We start from the raw sequence: 17,959 nt of genomic DNA on the forward strand, positions 1-17,959 counted from the left end.
ACCGAACGGCACAGGACATGGGCAGTCTATGGGGGCGATCAGTTCCGCCGACCGAAGGGCTCCTCCATGAGCAGCAGGCCGCTCCCCGCCATCGAACTGCGCGTCCCGACCGACGAGGACGCCCTGGCCTGGCACCGGGTCTTCGACGACCCGGAGGTCATGGAGTTCCACGGGGGCAGGGCGGCGGAGCTGTCGGTGTACGAGGAGCTCACCGCCCGGCAGCGCAGGCACGACGCCGAACACGGCTTCTGCTTCTGGACGATCCTCGACGAGCACGGCGAGGTCGTCGGCTTCACGGGCGCGCAGCCGTGGCCGCACGAGAACTTCGGGCCGGTCGGCGAGATCGAGATCGGCTGGCGGCTCGCCCGCTCCGCCTGGGGCAGGGGCTACGCCACGGCCGCCGCCCGCACCACCCTTCAGCGGGTGCGGGCGGCGGGTGTGGAGCGCGTGGTGGCCATGGTGAACTCCCGCAACGAGCGGTCCCTCGCCGTGGTCCGGCGGCTCGGGATGGAGCTCGCCGAGACGTTCACGACCCCGGTGTCGCAGCAGATCGGCTACTGCTTCCGGCTGGAGCTGGCGGACGGCCTCAGCCGGCCCTGAACGTGGCGAGCGCCGTGAAGAACACCAGGTCCTTGTCCGGGTCCCAGCGGTCGGCGCGACCGGCGGCGAGAATCGCGTACTCGGTGCCGTCGGCGGCGACGAAGGCCTGGTCGATGACGTGGCGGACCAGGCCGCCCTCGTCGGGCTCGGGGATGTGCGTGAACTCCCAGAGCGCGCCGGGGCGGCCCTGGTAGGTGTTCTTCTCCAGGTGCAGGCGCCGGTAGTCGCTCTCGGCGTCCGCCAGGTGCTTCTTCTCCAGGCCGGTGAAGTTCTCGTACGAGTTCATCGGGGTGTTCCGGATGATGCCGATCTGGAGGTACTCGCCTCCGGTGGGCGCCTCGTAGAACACCTGGCTGCCGGCCTGGCGCCGGGTCCAGCCCTCCATGACCCCCACGCTGAACCCGGCGGGGTCCTCACGCATCGCGAAGCCGGCGGGGAGCGTGCCGTCGGGCGGGGCCGGCGGCGAAGTCGTGGCCGAGGGCGAGGCGGTGGGTGAGGCGGCGGGCGGCGGCGTCGCCTGCGGCCCGGCGTCCGGACTCTGCGCGGACGGCGCGGACCGCCGGTCCCGCGTCGGCGGCGCGTGACCCTCGTCCTGCCGGTCCTGCCAGATCAGCAGCCCGGCCGTCGCCCCGCCGCCGATGGCGAACGCGGCGGTGAGCGTCGCCGTCCACAGCAGGACCTTGCGCCTGCGGTCCCCCGTGGCTCCTCCGCCCTGTCCGGCGGGCAGCGGCACGGTGCCGGACGCCGCCGGCGCGCCGAGGTGCACGGTGTACGGGTCGTGCGGACCGCCGCCGGGCGCAGCGGCCGCCGGGGCCTGCGGACCGCCCGCCTGCGGACCACCCGCCTCCGGGCCGGGCGCGGGCGGTCCCGGTGCGTACGGCGCCGGTGCGGCCGCCGCCCCGGCCCCGTGCGGCATCCGCGGCGGGGTGTACGGCGTCGCCTGCGCCGTCGGCCGCGGTCCGGGCCGCCCGGGCAGGAACGACGCGACGAACGTCGCGCCGCCCACCCACAGCAGCCCGAACAGCAGCGTGTCCGGCACGCTCGGCGCGATCTCGACGACGCCCTGTCCGCGGAGGCCGGACAGCCCGCCCGCCATTTCGGCGAAGACTCCGCTGACCCCGGTGAACAGCAGCAGCAGCCCCAGGACGAACGCCGCCGCCAGCCACTGCTCGCGCCGGTCGGCCGAACGGCGCGCCGCCCACACACCCAGGATCAGCGCGGAGACGACGCCGAGCGCCACCGCTCCCGCCACCGCCCCGCCGCCCCACACGTCGGCGATCTCGCCCAGGCCGAAACTGCCGTGCTCGGAGCCCCAGCCGAAGAAGACGGCGTCGCCCCGGACGTGGTAGGTCACCGGCACGCCCCAGCCCAGACCGAGCACGGTGAAGCCGATGTTCGGCAGGATCGGCAGCGCCGTCAGCAGGGCCGTGCCGTCCACGTCGTCGTTGGCCGCGTACACCGCGAAGCCGGTCAGCGAGCACAGCGCGACGACTGAGGCGAGCGCGCGGACCGCCGTGCCGAAGGCGCGGACCGCGGACCGGACGGCGGGCCACTGCGCCGGCCACGCGGCGAGGGCGTCGCGCTGGAGCACCCCGGCCGTCACGGCCAGCGAGAGCACCAGCGCGCCGAGCGCCGCGAGCAGCGGTGACGAGGACACCTCGACGCCCGCGATCTCGGGCTGGGCGAACAGGCCGAGCGCGAGGACGGCCGCGGTGACCACCAGTGAGACGCGCACGGCCGCTTCGAGCCCGGCGCCGCGCGCACGGAGCATCCGCGCTCCCGCCCACAGCGCGGCGGTCCACAGCACGGTGACGGTCAGCGGGACGAGCGAGAGCGACGCGATGCCCTGAGTCACGGCGTCCGTGCCGGAGCCGGAGAAGCCCGAGCCGCCGTAACCGTCGCCGAAACCGCCCGAGGAGTCCCCCCAGCCGAAGTGCCCGCCGTCGGACTCTCCAATGCCGAACCCGCTCCCGTCGGACGCCTTCAGCTCGAACCCGCCGCCGAAGCCCTGCATCAGCAGGGCGAGGGCGATCCGCATCCGGTCGCTGAAGCCGACGACGACGTCGTCCTCCTGCCCGTACGACGGGATCGCCAGCGCGGCCGCGAGCACGAGCAGCAGACCGGTCGGCCAGAGCGCGGCCCGCACCGATGCCGCCCAGTCGCCGCGCAGAGCCCGCCGGAAGAAGGCCGCCACGGGCGAGGGCGCGGCGGGACCGGGGCCGTACGCGGGCGGGGGCGGCACGGGCGCCGGGTCCTGCACCGGCGCGGAAACGGGCACCGGCGGGGCGGTCTCGGCCGGCCGCTCCTTGCCGCATGTCATGCAGAAGCGGGCCTCGTCCGGGGACGGGGCACCACAGTGGCCGCAGTACGACGCCATGCTGGAACTCCGAAAGCAGCGTGCGGGGAGGGAAGTTGACGCTCCATGAGGAGCACGTAAGCAACGGACTCATCCTGCCGGCCGCCGGTTCCCGCCTCAGAACACGGACAGCCCCGTCAGCGTCGTGAACCTGTCCAGCGCCGCCACCCCGGCCACCGAGTTGCCCCGCGCGTCGAGACCCGGGCTCCACACGCACAGCGTGCAGCGGCCCGGCACGACGGCCACGATGCCGCCGCCGACCCCGCTCTTGCCGGGCAGACCGACGCGGTAGGCGAAGTCACCGGCCGCGTCGTACGTGCCGCAGGTGAGCATCACCGCGTTGATCTGCTTGGCCTCGCTGCGGGTCAGCAGCCGCGAGCCGTCCGCGCGCAGCCCGTGCCGGGCCAGGAAGCGGGCGGCGAGCGTCAGGTCGGCGCAGCTCATCTCGATCGAGCACTGCCAGAAGTAGTGGTCGAGGAGGGCCGGGACGGGATTCGCGATGTTGCCGTAGGAGGCCATGAAGTGGGCGAGCGCCGCGTTGCGGTCGCCGTGCGCCGACTCCGACTCGGCGACCTCGGGGTCGAAGGCGAGGTCCTTGTTCCCGCTCTCCTCCCGCAGGAATTCGAGCAGTTCGCTGCTGGCGTCGCCGGTGAGGGTCTGCAGCGCGTCGGTGACGACGAGTGCGCCGGCGTTGATGAACGGGTTGCGCGGAATGCCGTTCTCGTACTCCAGCTGCACCAGCGAGTTGAAGGGGTTGCCCGAGGGCTCGCGGCCCACCCGTTGCCACAGGGCGTCGCCGCCGGCGGCCAGCGCGAGCGCGAGCGTGAAGACCTTGGTGATCGACTGTGCCGAGAACGGGTGGCGCCAGTCACCGACCCCGTACACGTTGCCCTGCAGGTCGGCCACGGCCATGCCGAAGCGGTGCGGGTCGACCCCGGCGAGGGCCGGGATGTACTCGGCGGGCCTGCCGCTGCCGACCAGTGGGGCGACGTCCTGCGCGATCTGCTCCAGAACCGCCTGGTAGTCCACGGCGACGGACTGGTGTTCCACGCCTGCTGCCTACTGCTGCGGCTTGGTGCCGCGGTGCAGCGCGACGATGCCACCGGACAGGTTGCGCCAGGCGACCTTCGTCCAGCCGGCCTGCTGGATCCTGCGGGCGAGTGCGGGCTGGTCGGGCCAGCTGCGGATCGACTCGGCGAGGTAGACGTACGCGTCCGGGTTGGAGGACACCGCGCGGGCGACGGGCGGCAGGGCCCGCATCAGGTACTCCTCGTACACGGTGCGGAACGGCGCCCATGTCGCGTGCGAGAACTCGCAGATGACCACACGCCCGCCCGGCTTGGTGACCCGGTACAGCTCGCGCAGCGCCTGGTCGGTGTCCTGCACGTTGCGCAGTCCGAAGGAGATCGTCACGGCGTCGAAGACGTCGTCGGCGAACGGCAGCTTCGTCGCGTCGCCCGCGGTCAGCGGCAGCCACGGGTGGCGCTTCTTGCCCTCGCGGAGCATGCCGAGGGAGAAGTCGCACGGGACGACGTACGCGCCGGTGGCGGTGAACGGCAGCGAGGAGGTGCCGGTACCGGCCGCGAGGTCGAGGACCTTCTGCGCGGGCCGCGCGTCCACGGCCTTGGCGACCTCCTTGCGCCAGCGCCGGTCCTGGCCGAGCGAGAGCACGTCGTTGGTGAGGTCGTAGTTCGCCGCCACGTCGTCGAACATCGAGGCGACTTCGTGCGGCTGCTTGTCCAGGGTTGCGCGGGTCACTGGCGTTCGGCCTCGCAGATTCGGGAAGGGGCGTACTCGCCCATTCTGGCAGGCGCCCCGACGCCGTCGGCCGGGGGCTTGCCGGGCGGGCTGGAAGGCGCCGGCCGGGCCCTTGCCGTTGGCGGCGCCGGTGACGACCGGGCCCTTGGCAGTGACGGCGCCGGTGACGACCGGGCCGAGCCCTCGGCGTGCGGGCGGCCCGACGCGGCGCTTCGGGTGCGCGGCCGCCGGGCTCACTTCCGGCGGTACACCAGACGGCCGGCCAGCACCGTCGCCACGCACGTCGAGGCACCTCGCCGCACCAGCGCCGCCCGGTCCGGCACGTCGAACACGGCGAACCGTGCCGGCCCGCCCGGCACCAGGCGGGGCAGCAGAACGAGCGGCGTCGGTGAGAAGGACGCAGGGCCCGGCAGCTCCTGAGGACGCTGTCCCACGGCGAGCCCGGCCCGGCGCACCGCGTCCAGGGCGGCCCGGCCGCGCAGCTCACCGGCGACGGCCACCGTTCCGTGCGCCAGCAACCGCTGCACACCGCGGCGCGCACTGGCGCCGCGCCGCGCGGGGTCGGCGCGGAAGATCGCCCGCGCCCGCTCCCCCGTGATCGGTTCGGTCCCGAACTCCTCGGCCTCGCGGGGGTCCGGGTGATAAGCCCCTTCGAGCAGCTCGGGTCCGTACGGGTTGAGCAGTCCGGGCGTGAGGATGCCGGGCCACCGCCGCACTCGCGCCTGCGGATGCGCGGCGGCCAGCTCCTCGTAGGGGCCGACGGCCGCGACGTACGCGCCGTCGACGAGGACCGCGGTCCCGAGCGACGCCTCGGCGACGTGAATCGTCAGCACGGCCGCCTCAGTTGGCGCTGAGCAGCTTCAGCTCCGGGTGCGCCGTCCCGCCCTCGATCGCCGTGGACGAGATGTGCGAGACCACGCGCTCGTCGACCGGGTCGTCCGCCGGGTCCTCGTGCACGACGATGTGCTCGTACGTCGTCGTCCGCTGCGCCGGCACGCGGCCCGCCTTGCGGATCAGGTCGATGATCTCCATGCGGTTGGAGCGGTGCTTGGCGCCGGCCGAGGAGACGACGTTCTCCTCCAGCATGATCGAGCCGAGGTCGTCCGCGCCGTAGTGCAGCGACAACTGGCCGACCTCCTTGCCCGTGGTCAGCCAGGAGCCCTGGATGTGCGCGACGTTGTCGAGGAACAGACGCGCGATCGCGATCATGCGCAGGTACTCGAACAGGGTCGCCTGCGTGCGGCCCTTGAGGTGGTTGTTCTCGGGCTGGTACGTGTACGGGATGAAGGCGCGGAAGCCGCCCGTGCGGTCCTGCGTGTCGCGGATCATCCGCAGGTGCTCGATCCGCTCGGCGTTGGTCTCGCCCGTGCCCATCAGCATCGTGGACGTCGACTCGACGCCGAGGCCGTGCGCGATCTCCATGATCTCCAGCCACCGCTCACCGGACTCCTTGAGCGGTGCGATCGCCTTGCGGGGACGCTCCGGCAGCAGTTCGGCGCCGGCGCCCGCGAAGGAGTCGAGGCCGGCCGCGTGGATGCGGGTGATCGCCTCCTCGACGCCGACGCCGGAGATCCGCGCCATGTGCTCCACTTCGGACGCGCCGAGCGAGTGGATCACCAGCTGCGGGAACTCCTTCTTGATGGCCGCGAAGTGCTTCTCGTAGTACTCGACGCCGTAGTCGGGGTGGTGGCCGCCCTGGAACATGATCTGCGTGCCGCCGAGTTCGACGGTCTCCGCGCAGCGGCGCAGGATGTCGTCGAGGTCGCGGGTCCAGCCCTTGGCGGTGTCCTTCGGCGGGGCGTAGAAGGCGCAGAACTTGCAGGCCGTGACGCACACGTTGGTGTAATTGATGTTGCGTTCGATGATGTACGTCGCGATGTGCTCCGTACCCGCGTACCGGCGCCGGCGCACGGCGTCCGCCGCCGCGCCCAGCGCGTGCAGCGGCGCGGAGCGGTAGAGGTCGAGCGCTTCCTCGGCTGTGATCCGCCCGCCTGCGGCGGCACGGTCCAGGACGGGCTGAAGGTCGGCCTTCTCGGTCACCGGGCGTCACCCTTCGGCGGTTTTCTGTGGATCTACGGACCGATCCAGGCTACGCCACGGCCCCGGCACCCGGCCGCGGGCCTCCCCGTCCCGCGCCCGCTCAGCGGCGCACCTTCGTGAGCGTCGCGGTCGGCGTGCCCGCGGCCTCCTCGTGGGACCGGTAGCGCAGGGTGCCGTCGTCGGCGAGCGTGAACACCAACACCGCCTTCCCGCCGGTGCACTTGCCGGCCGTGCCCTCGCGCTCGGGGTCGGCGCGCTCCTCGATGCGGACCGTCCGGGAGGTGGCCGAGGTGAGCCTGCCGACGCCGTAACACTCGACGCTCACCCCCAGGACCGAGATCGCGTTGGTGCTGCGGACGACGTCCTGCCCCTTCGTCCCCTCGGTGAACGTGACGGTCACGGTGCCGTGCGGCAGACCGGACCGTTCGGTCGCGGGCCCCGACCAGGTGCCGAGGAACGCCGCCGGGACCTCGTCGCCCTTGCTCGGGGAGGGGGACGCGGACGCGGCGGGCGGCGGCTGGGCCGCGTCGTTCCCGCCCTGTTCGCCGCCGCCGCGGCCCGGCCACAGGTCGAGGAGGAAGCCGCTGCCGACGGTGACGGCCGCGAGCGCGCCGGCCACGGTGAGGGCGAGCGTGCAGCTGACCCCGCGGCCCTTGCGGCCGCCGCTCGCCGAGAGGGAGACGCCGCCGCCGTCGGCCGGGCGGGACGTGCCCGAGGCCGTGGCGGCCTCGTGATCGGCGGCCGGCGCCGGCCTGCCCCACGGTGCGGCGGCCGCGTCCGGCTCGACCGGCGGGCCGAAGACGCCGAGGGCCGGGCTGGAGAACGCGACCGGGCCGGAGGCCGCCGGGTCCGGGAGCGCGGGTGCGACGGGCCCCGCGGGGAAGGACTCCAGATGCAGCAGGTCCACCGCCGCGCGGCTGATCTCCTCCACCACCGGGCCGGGCAGCCAGCCCGCCCCGTCGCCGTCGCCGAGTTCTTCCGCGACCTCGGCGGGGGTCGGCCTCGCCGCCGGGTCCTTGGCCAGGCAGGCGCTCACCAGATCCCGTATGCCGTCGTCCAGTGCGCCGAGTTCGGGCTCCTCGTGCACCACCTTGTAGAGCAGCGCGGCGGAGGAGTCGCCGGGGAAGGGTGCCTCACCGGTCGCCGCGTACACCAGGACCGCGCCCAGCGAGAACACGTCGGCCGCGCCCGTGACGCCCCTGCCGAGGATCTGCTCGGGGGACATGTAGCCCGGCGAGCCGACCGAGACGCCGGTGGAGGTGAGCGACGCCGTGCCTTCGGTGACGCGCGCGATCCCGAAGTCGATCAGCCGCGGGCCCTCCAGGGCGAGCAGCACGTTCGACGGCTTCACGTCCCGGTGCACCAGGTCGAGCGCGTGCACGGCGGACAGCGCCCTCGCGAGCCCGGCGCCCAGCACGCGCACCGAGGGCGTGGGCAGCGGCCCGTGGTCGGCGATCGTCCGGGACAGGGCGGGGCCGGCGACGTAACCGGTCGCGACCCAGGGCACGGGCGCGTCGGGGTCGGCGTCCAGGACGGGCGCGGTCCACTCCCCGCCCACCCGGCGCGCGGCCTCGACCTCGCGCCGGAACCGCGCCCGGAACTCGTCGTCGAGCGCGAAGTGCGGATGGACGACCTTCACCGCGACCGTGCGGCCGCCCGCGCTGCGCCCCAGATAGACGCGGCCCATCCCGCCCGCACCGAGTCTGCCGAGCAGCCGGTACGCACCGATGACGCGCGGCTCACCCGGATCCAGCGGCTGCATCTCAACTCCCCCGTCAGCCCTGGCGCCAAGGCCCTGGCACAGACCGTCCGGTCGACAGACTGCCCACAGCCTAGGGGGTGGGGTGTCAGCGGTGGCCGTCGAGCAGCTGCACGTTCACATCGGCCGGGAAGCCGGTGGTCGGCCCCGTCCTGCGCGCGAACTCCCGTACGCCCGCGAGCTGCTCGGGCCCGAAGCGGAAGTCCAGCGTGGTGAAGTAGCGCTCCAGCAGCTCCGCGTCGAAGCTCTCCCAGCGCGCCGCCTGCTCGGCGACCTTGCCGACCTCCTCCAGGGAGAGGTCGCGCGAGGCGAGGAACGCCTCGTGCACCTGGTGCACGACGACCGGCTCACGGGCCAGGTAGTCCTTGCGCGCGGCCCAGACGGCGAAGACGAAGGGCAGCCCGGTCCAGTCCTTCCACATCTGCCCGAGGTCGTGGACCCGCAGGCCGAGGCGGGGCGCGTCGTGCAGGGAGGCGCGCAGCGCGGCGTCCCCGATGAGGACGGCGGCCTCCGCCTCCTGCATCATCACGCCCAGGTCCGGCGGGCAGGTGAAGTAGTCGGGCGCCACCCGGTACTGCTCGGCGAGCAGCAGCTGCGCGAGGCGCACGGAGGTGCGGGAGGTCGACCCGAGCGCGACGCGCGCTCCGTCCAGCTGCTCCAGCGGCAGCTGGGAGACGATCACGCAGGACATCACGGGGCCGTCGCAGCCGACGGCGAGGTCGGGGAATGCGACGAGGTCGTCGGCATTGCGAAGGAATTCCACGAGGGTGATCGGCGCGATGTCGAGTTCGCCGTGCACCAGGCGCTCACTGAGCTTCTCGGGGGTGTCCTTCGTCAGTTCCAGGTCGAGAAGAGTTCCCGTTCTGGCAAGCCCCCAGTAAAGAGGGAGACAGTTCAGGAACTGGATGTGGCCGACGCGCGGCCGGCTGCGACGGATGTCGGTTGCTGTGCTTTCACCGTGACTGTCCACATCGTGAGGCTAGACCCGACTCCTGCGGCCGTACGCGCCGGGTCCGCGCGGTGGTCTCCCCCCGCGCGGCCCCTCCGAACTGCGCTTCGTCAGCGCCACGGACGCCGAATCAAACGTCCGGGTGACGTGATCTTTCCCTCTACCGCTGTGCGCACGCTGCGTGCTAGGCTCGACGCAAGTTGCAGTTTGGTTTCCCTTGCAGTACAGAGCCTGCGGAGCATGTAACCCGCAGGCTTTTGTAGTTTTCAGACTTCTTGCAGGTTCTGGAGCAGGGCAACCCTTTGGCCCATAGGAGGGCTTATGGCTACCGGAACCGTCAAGTGGTTCAACGCTGAAAAGGGCTTCGGCTTCATCGCCCAGGACGGCGGCGGCCCGGATGTCTTCGTCCACTACTCCGCGATCAACGCGACCGGCTTCCGCTCCCTCGAGGAGAACCAGGTCGTGAACTTCGACGTCACCCAGGGCCCCAAGGGCCCGCAGGCGGAGAACGTCACCCCGGCCTGACGGCCACGGGTCGGCGATCGCGCACGACTTAGCACCACCAAGGAGCCCCGTTCCCTGCGGAACGGGGCTCCTGCCCTTTCCCCGAGCGGGTGCTGCCGCCCGGCCGGCGGCTCCGCGCACAGCGCGTCGATCTCCGCCGCGCCGTCCCGTTCGGATCTCCGCCCGTCCACGTCACGGCGCGACGTACGGAGGGTGAGGCCGTCACCCGAACGCCCGGACCGCCTTGCCTGCCGGGCGGACCGGCCGTCGCATGGAGCCATGTTCGTTCGTACGACGTATGCGACAGGTGATCCGGCCACGCTCGACGAGGCCGTGCGGGCACTGACCACGGAAGGCAGGCAGCAGCTCGCCGAGGAGCCCGGCTTCCGGGGCGCGGGCATGTTCGCGGACCGCGAGCTCGGCAAGCTGGTGACCGGGACGTGGTGGGAGGACGAAGCGGCCATGCGCGCGAGCGCCGACCGCATGGGGCAGTTGCGCGCCCGGGTGCTGTCGTCGTTCGCGACGACCGTGACGGTCGACAACTGGGAGGCCGCGGTCGCGGCCCGCGCGGAGTCGGTCCCCGAGGGAGCCCGCTTCCGGCTGGTCCGGCTGGATGTGGCCCCGTCCGACGCGGACCGCCTGGTCGACGCCTTCGAGAACGGCGTCCTGCCGCGGCTGCGGACCATGCCCGGCTTCCTCGGCGGATCGCTCCTCGTCGACCGCGCTGCCGGACGCGCCGCGGTGGGCACGATCTACGCCGACAAGGACAGCCTCGCGGCCTCGCGCACTCCCGTCGCCGCGATGCGGGGCGAAGCCACGAGCAGGGCGCGGGCGACCCTGCGGTCGCTGGAGGAGTTCGAGGTGGTCATGGTGGAGAGCCCGCCGCCGTCCTGACACCGGGCACCGCCGACCGGACGGGGCGAACGGCGAGCCGGGGCCTCGGGGACGTCACCGCGGGCTCCAGCGCTCCCCGCGCATGAGCCGGTCGAGCCCCGTCCAGGCGAAGTTCATCAGCAGGCCCGCCGACTCCTTGGCCGGGACGCCACCGGCCTCGTTCGCCCAGCCGGCGAGCGACTCGGCGGCGCCCACCAGCGCCTGGGCGAGCCCGGTGACATCCCGCTCGGCCAGCTCGGTGTCGCGGCGCCCCGCCGGCGGCACGCTCTGCCGGGCCGCGGCCGCGATCAGACCGGTCACGAAGGCGGCGATGTCCTCGCGCATCCTCGCCACCTCGGCGGCGAACGGCTCGCCGTGCGTACGCGCCTGGTGGTGCAGCACGGCCCAGCCGTCGGGGTTCTCTGCGGTGTGGCGGAAGAACGCCTCCAGGCCCGCCCACATCTGCCGGTCGGCCGACAGGCCCGGCTCGACGGCCGCCTGCACGGCCTCCGTCAGGGCCCTGGCCTCCCGCCGGATGCACGCGGTGAAGAGCTCTTCCTTGGAGTTCAGATACAGATAGACGAGCGGCTTGGAGACCCCTGCCAGCTCGGCGATCTCGTCCATCGACGCGGCCCGGTAGCCACGCTGTCCGAAGGTGCGGACGGCGGCGTCCATCATCTGCTGCTCGCGCACGGCCCGCGGCATCCGCTTGGCCCTGACGCCTTTCACAGCACCCATTGTCGAACGTTCCTCCCGCCCCGTGCCCTTACCCAGCGGTAAGACTACGGCCCGGGGGAAGGACGGGCCGAACGGCGGAGAACTGCCGGGAGAAGGATCGTCCGGATGTGATCGGTCCCGCTCCCCGGCGCACACCGCCCCGCGAACGCGCGAACGCCCCGGATCCGGCGGATCCGGGGCGCTTCGTCCTGCGGACGGGCCGTTACGCGGCGGCCGGGACCGCGACCTCGCGCTCGGTGCCCTGCGCCCCGGCCTCGTCCTCGTCGATCGGGGAGGAGGTGGCCGAGTCGTACGCGTCGCGGTCGAGGATGTTCTCGCGGGCGGCGACCAGGACCGGGACCAGCGCCTGGCCGGCCACGTTCGTCGCGGTCCGCATCATGTCGAGGACCGGGTCGATCGCCATCAGCAGACCCACGCCCTCCAGCGGGAGGCCGAGCGTGGAGAGGGTCAGCGTCAGCATCACGGTCGCACCGGTCAGACCCGCCGTGGCGGCCGAGCCGACGACCGAGACGAACGCGATCAGCACGTACTCCTTGATGCCCAGCTGCACGTCGAAGATCTGCGCGATGAAGATCGCGGCCAGCGCCGGGTAGATCGCGGCGCAGCCGTCCATCTTGGTCGTCGCGCCGAAGGGGACGGCGAAGGAGGCGTAGTCCTTCGGGACGCCGAGGCGCTCGGTGACCTTCTGGGTGACCGGCATGGTGCCGACCGAGGAGCGGGAGACGAAGGCCAGCTGGATGGCGGGCCAGGCGCCCTTGAAGAACTGGACGGGGCTGACCTTGGCGAGGGTCGCCAGCAGCAGCGGGTACACGCCGAACAGGACCAGGGCGCAGCCGATGTAGACGTCGGCGGTGAAGGTCGCGTACTTGCCGATCAGGTCCCAGCCGTAGTCGGCGATGGCGAAGCCGATGAGGCCGACGGTGCCGATCGGCGCGAGGCGGATGACCCACCACAGGGCCTTCTGCAGCAGCTCCAGCACGGACTCGCTCAGGGCGAGGACCGGCTTGGCGCGGTCGCCGAGCCCCAGCGCGGCGACGCCGGCGACGGCGGCCATGAAGACGATCTGGAGGACGTTCAGCTCCGTGAAGGGCGTGATGACGTCGGTCGGCACGATGCCGGTGAGGAAGTCGATCCAGGAGCCGGCGTTCTCGGGCTTCTGGCCGTCCTTCGGGGTGAGGCCGGTACCGGCACCCGGGTTGGTGACCAGGCCGATGACGAGGCCGATGGCGACCGCGATCAGCGACGTGATCATGAACCAGAGCAAGGTGCGGGTGGCCAGCCGGGCGGCGTTGTTGACCTTCCGCAGGTTGGTGATCGAGACCAGGATCGCGAAGAAGACGAGCGGCGCGACCGCCAGCTTCAGCAGCTGGACGAAGATCGAGCCGACCTGGTCGAGCGTGTCCTTCAGCCAGGCGACGTCCTGGCTGCGGGCGAACCAGCCGAGCAGGACGCCGAGCACCAGACCGGCGACGATCTGGGCCCAGAACGGGATCTTCGGTATGCGGTTACCGGGCGCGGACGCAGTGGTCGCGGACACGGGGACACTCCACAGGGGCGTAGCGGGACAGACGGGGAACAGGGGCGGCGCCCGTGCGCGGAGGTGCGCGGCGCCGCCCAGATGCCGGGTCAGACCTGGCGGCGACAGACCGCGGACATACAGGAGGCGCCCCCGGCGCGAGCGCAGCGAAGTGCGAGGGGGAGGCACAGATCGACATGCAGGCGCGCCACGAGCGGGACGCTCGCGGTCGTGTGAGGGCGCACTGCTGTCTTCATGCCGAACACGTTAACACTTGAACTTTGAGAACCTCAAAGCTCCCCTTTGGGAGGATCCCCTTCGGGCCCGTCGGCCCACGCCCGCCGCTACTGCGTGACGCCGTCCTCCTGCGAACGGTTCGCGTCCAGGCGCGCCTTGGCCCGGTCGACCTTGGGGACGATCTGCTCGGACATGGCGTCGCGCTGCTTGCGCAGGAGCACGAAGCTCAAGGGTGCGGAGAGCACGAGGGAGAGCAGGACCACCCAGGCGAAGTTGGCGTCGCCGACTCCCTTGGGCAGGGCGCCGATCTGGACGAGTCCGGTGACGACGACGAAGCAGCCGACGAAGATCGCGAGCCGCAGCGCGGTGTACCGGAGCGCGGCGCTCGACTTTCCTGCGGACACAGCGGGCCTTCTTCCTTGGTACGACAGAGGTGCCCGTCCAGTGAAGCACGCCCGACAAAAGGGGCGGCCCGCAGGGCTTCGACGGGGGGCGGGAGCCGGGTGGCGGAAGGGCGGGGGCCCAGGACTCGACGAGGGGGGTCGGGTGGGAGCGTCAGTTCAGCGGCAGGAGCATGATGACGTCGTCGCGGTCGTCGCCGTCCCCGACGCGGATGGCGCCCGGTACGCGGCCGACCTCCTTGTACCCGCAGGCGGTGTAGAAGCGGTCGGCGCCGGTGCCGCCCCGGCAGGTGAGGCGTATCGCCTCGATGCCGTCGAGGCCCCGGGCGGCCTCCGCGGCGGCGGCCATCAGCTCGCGGCCGTAGCCCTTGCCCTGGTGGCGGGGGTGGACCATGACGGTGTAGAGCCAGATCCAGTGGGTCATCAGGCGGTGCGTGTTGAGCGCGAGGAACGCCGTGGCCGCGATCTCGCCGTCCTCGTCGCGCCCGACGAGCAGTCGCATCCGGCCCTCGGCCATGGCCGTCAGGTGCTTGACCCACTCGGGACGTATGTCGTCGGCCGTGACGGGCGGCACGAAGCCGACGGCTCCGCCGGCGTTGCTGACGTCGGCCCACAGCTCCAGCACGCCGTCGCGCAGAGCCGGCCCGCCGGGCGGATCGAGTTCGAAGGTGAGAGCCATGCGTGCCAGCGTAGGAAAGGCCCGGCGGCGGGCACGCGGGTTTCCACGGTCCGAGACGAATCCCACGCTCCGACCGGACGCGGCTTTGCCCCCGGGCCGGAGCCGCGGGGGCAAAGTCACTGGACGTCAGACACGCATCGGCTGCGGGGACTCCCGGCGGGAGTCGTCCGGGCCGGGGTACTCGCGGATGATCTCGTAGCGCGTGTTGCGCTCGACCGGGCGGAAACCGGCGTCGCGGATCAGGTCGAGCAGGTCGTCGCGGGTGAGCTTGCTCGGCGTGCCGTAGTTGTCGGCGTCGTGCGTGATCTTGTACTCGACGACCGAGCCGTCCATGTCGTCCGCGCCGTGCTGGAGGGCGAGTTGGGCGGTCTGCACGCCGTGCATCACCCAGAAGACCTTGACGTGCTGGATGTTGTCGAACAGCAGGCGGGAGACCGCGAAGGTCTTCAGCGCCTCCGCGCCGGTCGCCATCGTGGTGCGCGCCTGCAGCTTGTTGCGGACCTTGCCGTCCTGCATGTCGACGAAGTCGTGCTGGTAGCGCAGCGGGATGAAGACCTGGAAACCGCCTGTCTCGTCCTGCAGTTCACGAAGCCGCAGGACGTGGTCCACGCGGTGGCGCGGCTCCTCGATGTGCCCGTACAGCATCGTGCACGGGGTCTTGAGACCCTTCTCGTGCGCCAGGCGGTGGATGCGCGACCAGTCCTCCCAGTGGGTGCGGTGGTCGACGATGTGCCGGCGGACCTCCCAGTCGAAGATCTCCGCGCCGCCGCCGGTCAGCGATTCGAGGCCGGCCTCGATCAGCTCGTCGAGGATCTCCGAGGCGGACAGCCCCGAGATGGTCTCGAAGTGGTGGATCTCGGTGGCGGTGAAGGCCTTCAGCGAGACGTTCGGCAGGGCCTTCTTCAGCTCGCTCAGCGAACGCGGGTAGTACCGCCACGGCAGGTTGGGGTGGAGGCCGTTGACGATGTGCAGCTCGGTGAGGTTCTCGTTCTCCATCGCCTTGGCGAGGCGGACGGCCTCCTCGATGCGCATGGTGTACGCGTCCTTCTCGCCCGGCTTGCGCTGGAACGAGCAGTAGGCGCACGACGCGGTGCACACGTTGGTCATGTTGAGGTGGCGGTTGACGTTGAAGTGGACCACGTCGCCGTTCTTGCGCGTACGGACCTCGTGGGCGAGACCGCCGAGCCAGGCCAGGTCGTCCGACGCGTAGAGCGCGATGCCGTCCTCACGGGTCAGCCGCTCACCGGCCCGGACCTTCTCCTCCAGCTCGCGCTTGAGTCCAGCGTCCACCTGGCCGCCTCCCATATCTCCACGTAAAACAGGCTCCGCCCACCGTACTCCCCCGCCCTGGCGTCCCTTCACGGGCGGGGCGGTACGGCGGGCGGCGGGTGACTCACGCCTCGTCGGGGAGGTCTCCGACGCGGTTCTCCCACTTGGTGGAGAGGACGATCGTGGTGCGGGTGCGCGAGACGCCGCGGGTGCCGGAGAGCCGGCGGATGGTCTTCTCCAGGCCGTCGACGTCGCTGGCGCGCACCTTGAGCATGTACGAGTCGTCGCCGGCGATGAACCAGCAGTCCTCGATCTCGGCGAGGTCCCGCAGCCGGCGGGCGACGTCCTCGTGGTCGGCGGCGTCCGAGAGCGAGATGCCGATGAGGGCCGTGACGCCGAGGCCGAGCGAGGCCGCGTCCACGGTGGCGCGGTAACCGGTGATGACCCCCGCCGCCTCCAGGCGGTTGATGCGGTCGGTCACGGAGGGGCCGGAGAGCCCCACGAGCCGGCCGAGCTCGGCGTACGAGGCCCTGCCGTTCTCGCGCAGGGCCTGGATGAGCTGCCTATCCACGGCGTCCATAGACTCAAGCCTTCCATTATTCAGCGATTCCGCAAGTTTACGTGTAGAATCTAAGGCATGCAGGGCCGACACCCTGCGAATCACTCAAACGATCACAGCTGATCCCACAAGGATCCGGATCCATACAGGAGATGACACTCACCGTGTACACGATCGAGATGGCCTACGCCCACATGCGACAGCTGCAGGAGCTGGCCAACCGCTCGCGTGCCCACCAGCCCTCCGCCGCCCGCCGGGCCGACCGGACCCGCGCACCGCGCCGCGGCAGGAAGGGCTAATCGTCCGCGGAGCCACCACCGAGCTCCCCCTCCCAACGGCGGTACAGCCGGTGCGGCACCCCCGCCGCGTCCAGCACCCGCCCGGCGACGAAGTCCACCAGATCCTGGATGTGCGTCGCCCCCGCGTAGAACGCCGGAGAGGCGGGCAGCACCACGGCGCCCGCCTCGTCCAGCGTCACCAGGTGCTTCAGCGTCTGCCCGTTCAGCGGGGTCTCCCGCACGGCGACCACCAGACGGCGCCGCTCCTTGAGCGTCACGCTCGCGGCTCGCTGGAGAAGGTCCTTCGAAAGCCCCAGCGCCACACCCGCCACACAGGCGGTGGACGCGGGCACGATCAGCATCCCCTTGACCGGGTACGACCCCGACGACGGACCGGCGGCCAGGTCACCCGCGGCCCAGTGGCGCACCCCGGCCACGTCGACGTCGAACGTGTCGGGCTTGCCGTCCGCCCCGCGGGCCAGCCACTGACGCAGGTCGTCCCGCCAGTGCGCGTCCCGGAAGGCGATCCCCGTCTCGTCGAGCAGGGTCAGCCGCGAGGCCCGGCTGACGACGAGGTCCACGCTCTCGCCGGCGGCGAGCAGCGCCCGCAGCACCGCCGCGGCGTACGGCGTGCCGGAGGCACCCGACACCCCCACGACCCACGGCCGACGACTGTTCATCTCCTGCGGCTCCACATGGGTGAGCCTATCCGGCGGGGCGCGTGCGGAACTGAGCCAGGTGCGCCGGCCGTTTCCCGGTGGAGCGCACGCACACCACAGGGGGCCGGCGATGCCGCACACACACGTCACACCGTCGACCGCGTCGGACCGCGCGAAGGCCGCGGCCGTGCTCGTGCTGGGCTTGGTCGGGCTGCTGTGGGCGCTCGAAGCGATCGACGTGGCCACGGGCCACTCCCTCGACGCGTACGGCATCGTCGCCCGTGAGCCCGGCGAGCTGGCCGACGTGGTCCCGGCGGCCTTCGTGCACTTCGGCTTCGCGCATGTCGCGGCCAACAGCGTCCCGCTGCTGATCTTCGGCTTCCTCGCGGCCCTCGGCGGGATCCGCCGCTTCCTCGCCGTGTCGCTGATGGTCGTCGTGGTGTCCGGCCTGGGTGTGTGGCTGGTCTCCCCGTCCGACGCGAACACGGCCGGCGCGTCCGGCCTCGTCTTCGGCCTCTTCGGCTTCCTGGTGGCGCGCGGCTTCGTGGAGCGCAAGGCGCTGGACCTGGTGGTGGGCCTGCTCGTGGGTGCGGTCTGGGGCAGTTCGATCCTGCTCGGCATCTCACCGGCCGACACCGCGGTGAGCTGGCAGGGCCACCTCTTCGGCCTGCTGGCGGGCGTGGCCGCGGCGTTCGTCTTCCGCCGCCGGGCCCCTCGCGCTTAGGCGCCCGGGTCCACCGGCAGTTCGTCGGTGCCGATGCCGAGCCGCCCCGTCCCTGTGTCC

General features: G+C 72.1%; 19 protein-coding genes. 5 read left to right on the forward strand and 14 right to left on the reverse strand.

The window, feature by feature from the left end:
• The first annotated feature begins 66 nt into the window (after nt 1–66).
• Nucleotides 67–600, forward strand: a complete 534-nt coding sequence (locus AB0K02_RS07870) for a GNAT family N-acetyltransferase (RefSeq protein WP_365991447.1) — start codon at nt 67–69, stop codon at nt 598–600.
• Here the strand turns inward: AB0K02_RS07870 and AB0K02_RS07875 are convergent.
• The 7 genes from AB0K02_RS07875 to AB0K02_RS07905 all read right to left on the reverse strand — a co-directional run bounded on the left by AB0K02_RS07875 (nt 587) and on the right by AB0K02_RS07905 (nt 9,483).
• Nucleotides 587–2,977 (reverse strand): hypothetical protein, encoded by a 2,391-nt coding sequence (locus AB0K02_RS07875; protein ID WP_365991448.1) that lies wholly within the window; start codon nt 2,975–2,977, stop codon nt 587–589. The two genes, AB0K02_RS07870 and AB0K02_RS07875, sit on opposite strands and share 14 nt — an antisense overlap.
• Before the next feature lie 96 nt (nt 2,978–3,073).
• Nucleotides 3,074–3,985, reverse strand: coding sequence for a glutaminase (locus AB0K02_RS07880; protein ID WP_365991516.1), 912 nt, complete (start codon nt 3,983–3,985; stop codon nt 3,074–3,076).
• Between the two features lie 30 nt (nt 3,986–4,015).
• Nucleotides 4,016–4,714 carry a demethylmenaquinone methyltransferase gene (locus AB0K02_RS07885; protein ID WP_365991449.1) on the reverse strand — a complete coding sequence of 233 codons (699 nt, stop codon included), beginning with the start codon at nt 4,712–4,714 and terminating at the stop codon, nt 4,016–4,018.
• A gap of 233 nt (nt 4,715–4,947) precedes the next feature.
• Complete coding sequence (locus AB0K02_RS07890; RefSeq protein WP_365991450.1) at nt 4,948–5,547, reverse strand: hypothetical protein; 600 nt, start codon at nt 5,545–5,547, stop codon at nt 4,948–4,950.
• 7 nt (nt 5,548–5,554) lie between these two features.
• Nucleotides 5,555–6,754 (reverse strand): cyclic dehypoxanthinyl futalosine synthase, encoded by a 1,200-nt coding sequence (gene mqnC, locus AB0K02_RS07895; RefSeq protein WP_365991451.1) that lies wholly within the window; start codon nt 6,752–6,754, stop codon nt 5,555–5,557.
• Nucleotides 6,755–6,854: 100 nt separating this feature from the next.
• The gene (locus AB0K02_RS07900) at nt 6,855–8,516 is read right to left on the reverse strand and encodes a serine/threonine-protein kinase (RefSeq protein WP_365991452.1); all 1,662 of its coding nucleotides are present in this window, start codon (nt 8,514–8,516) and stop codon (nt 6,855–6,857) included.
• Nucleotides 8,517–8,601: 85 nt separating this feature from the next.
• On the reverse strand, nt 8,602–9,483 hold the full coding sequence (locus AB0K02_RS07905) for a menaquinone biosynthesis protein (protein ID WP_365991453.1): 882 nt from the start codon (nt 9,481–9,483) through the stop codon (nt 8,602–8,604).
• A gap of 300 nt (nt 9,484–9,783) precedes the next feature.
• On the opposite strand from AB0K02_RS07905, the gene AB0K02_RS07910 reads away from it, so the two are divergent.
• Both AB0K02_RS07910 and AB0K02_RS07915 read left to right on the forward strand, forming a co-directional pair.
• On the forward strand, nt 9,784–9,987 hold the full coding sequence (locus AB0K02_RS07910; RefSeq protein WP_017948713.1) for a cold-shock protein: 204 nt from the start codon (nt 9,784–9,786) through the stop codon (nt 9,985–9,987).
• Between the two features lie 258 nt (nt 9,988–10,245).
• Complete coding sequence (locus tag AB0K02_RS07915) at nt 10,246–10,860, forward strand: antibiotic biosynthesis monooxygenase (RefSeq protein WP_365991454.1); 615 nt, start codon at nt 10,246–10,248, stop codon at nt 10,858–10,860.
• A gap of 54 nt (nt 10,861–10,914) precedes the next feature.
• Here the strand turns inward: AB0K02_RS07915 and AB0K02_RS07920 are convergent, their stop codons facing one another.
• The 6 genes from AB0K02_RS07920 to AB0K02_RS07945 all read right to left on the reverse strand — a co-directional run bounded on the left by AB0K02_RS07920 (nt 10,915) and on the right by AB0K02_RS07945 (nt 16,259).
• On the reverse strand, nt 10,915–11,577 hold the full coding sequence (locus AB0K02_RS07920; protein WP_365991455.1) for a TetR/AcrR family transcriptional regulator: 663 nt from the start codon (nt 11,575–11,577) through the stop codon (nt 10,915–10,917).
• A gap of 202 nt (nt 11,578–11,779) precedes the next feature.
• A complete protein-coding gene (locus tag AB0K02_RS07925; protein WP_365991456.1) occupies nt 11,780–13,114 on the reverse strand; it encodes a dicarboxylate/amino acid:cation symporter in 1,335 nt (444 codons plus the stop codon).
• A gap of 323 nt (nt 13,115–13,437) precedes the next feature.
• Complete coding sequence (locus AB0K02_RS07930; protein ID WP_365991457.1) at nt 13,438–13,734, reverse strand: DUF4229 domain-containing protein; 297 nt, start codon at nt 13,732–13,734, stop codon at nt 13,438–13,440.
• Nucleotides 13,735–13,885: 151 nt separating this feature from the next.
• Entirely contained in the window at nt 13,886–14,410 is a 525-nt protein-coding gene (locus AB0K02_RS07935) for a GNAT family N-acetyltransferase (protein ID WP_365991458.1), read from the reverse strand.
• A gap of 126 nt (nt 14,411–14,536) precedes the next feature.
• Complete coding sequence (mqnE, locus tag AB0K02_RS07940) at nt 14,537–15,700, reverse strand: aminofutalosine synthase MqnE (protein WP_365991459.1); 1,164 nt, start codon at nt 15,698–15,700, stop codon at nt 14,537–14,539.
• A 103-nt stretch (nt 15,701–15,803) separates the two neighbouring features.
• A complete protein-coding gene (locus tag AB0K02_RS07945; protein ID WP_177148502.1) occupies nt 15,804–16,259 on the reverse strand; it encodes an Lrp/AsnC family transcriptional regulator in 456 nt (151 codons plus the stop codon).
• A gap of 131 nt (nt 16,260–16,390) precedes the next feature.
• Here AB0K02_RS07945 and AB0K02_RS07950 point away from each other — a divergent pair, with 131 nt between their 5' ends.
• Nucleotides 16,391–16,537 (forward strand): hypothetical protein, encoded by a 147-nt coding sequence (locus AB0K02_RS07950; RefSeq protein WP_365991460.1) that lies wholly within the window; start codon nt 16,391–16,393, stop codon nt 16,535–16,537.
• Here the strand turns inward: AB0K02_RS07950 and AB0K02_RS07955 are convergent.
• Nucleotides 16,534–17,196, reverse strand: coding sequence for a UbiX family flavin prenyltransferase (locus AB0K02_RS07955; RefSeq protein WP_177148500.1), 663 nt, complete (start codon nt 17,194–17,196; stop codon nt 16,534–16,536). The genes AB0K02_RS07950 and AB0K02_RS07955 overlap by 4 nt on opposite strands.
• Nucleotides 17,197–17,305: 109 nt before the next feature.
• Between AB0K02_RS07955 and AB0K02_RS07960 the strand changes: the two genes are divergently transcribed.
• Nucleotides 17,306–17,899, forward strand: a complete 594-nt coding sequence (locus AB0K02_RS07960; RefSeq protein WP_365991461.1) for a rhomboid family intramembrane serine protease — start codon at nt 17,306–17,308, stop codon at nt 17,897–17,899.
• Nucleotides 17,900–17,959 lie beyond the last annotated feature (60 nt).

This window comes from Streptomyces sp. NPDC049597, assembly GCF_040675505.1.
Classification (GTDB): domain Bacteria; phylum Actinomycetota; class Actinomycetes; order Streptomycetales; family Streptomycetaceae; genus Streptomyces.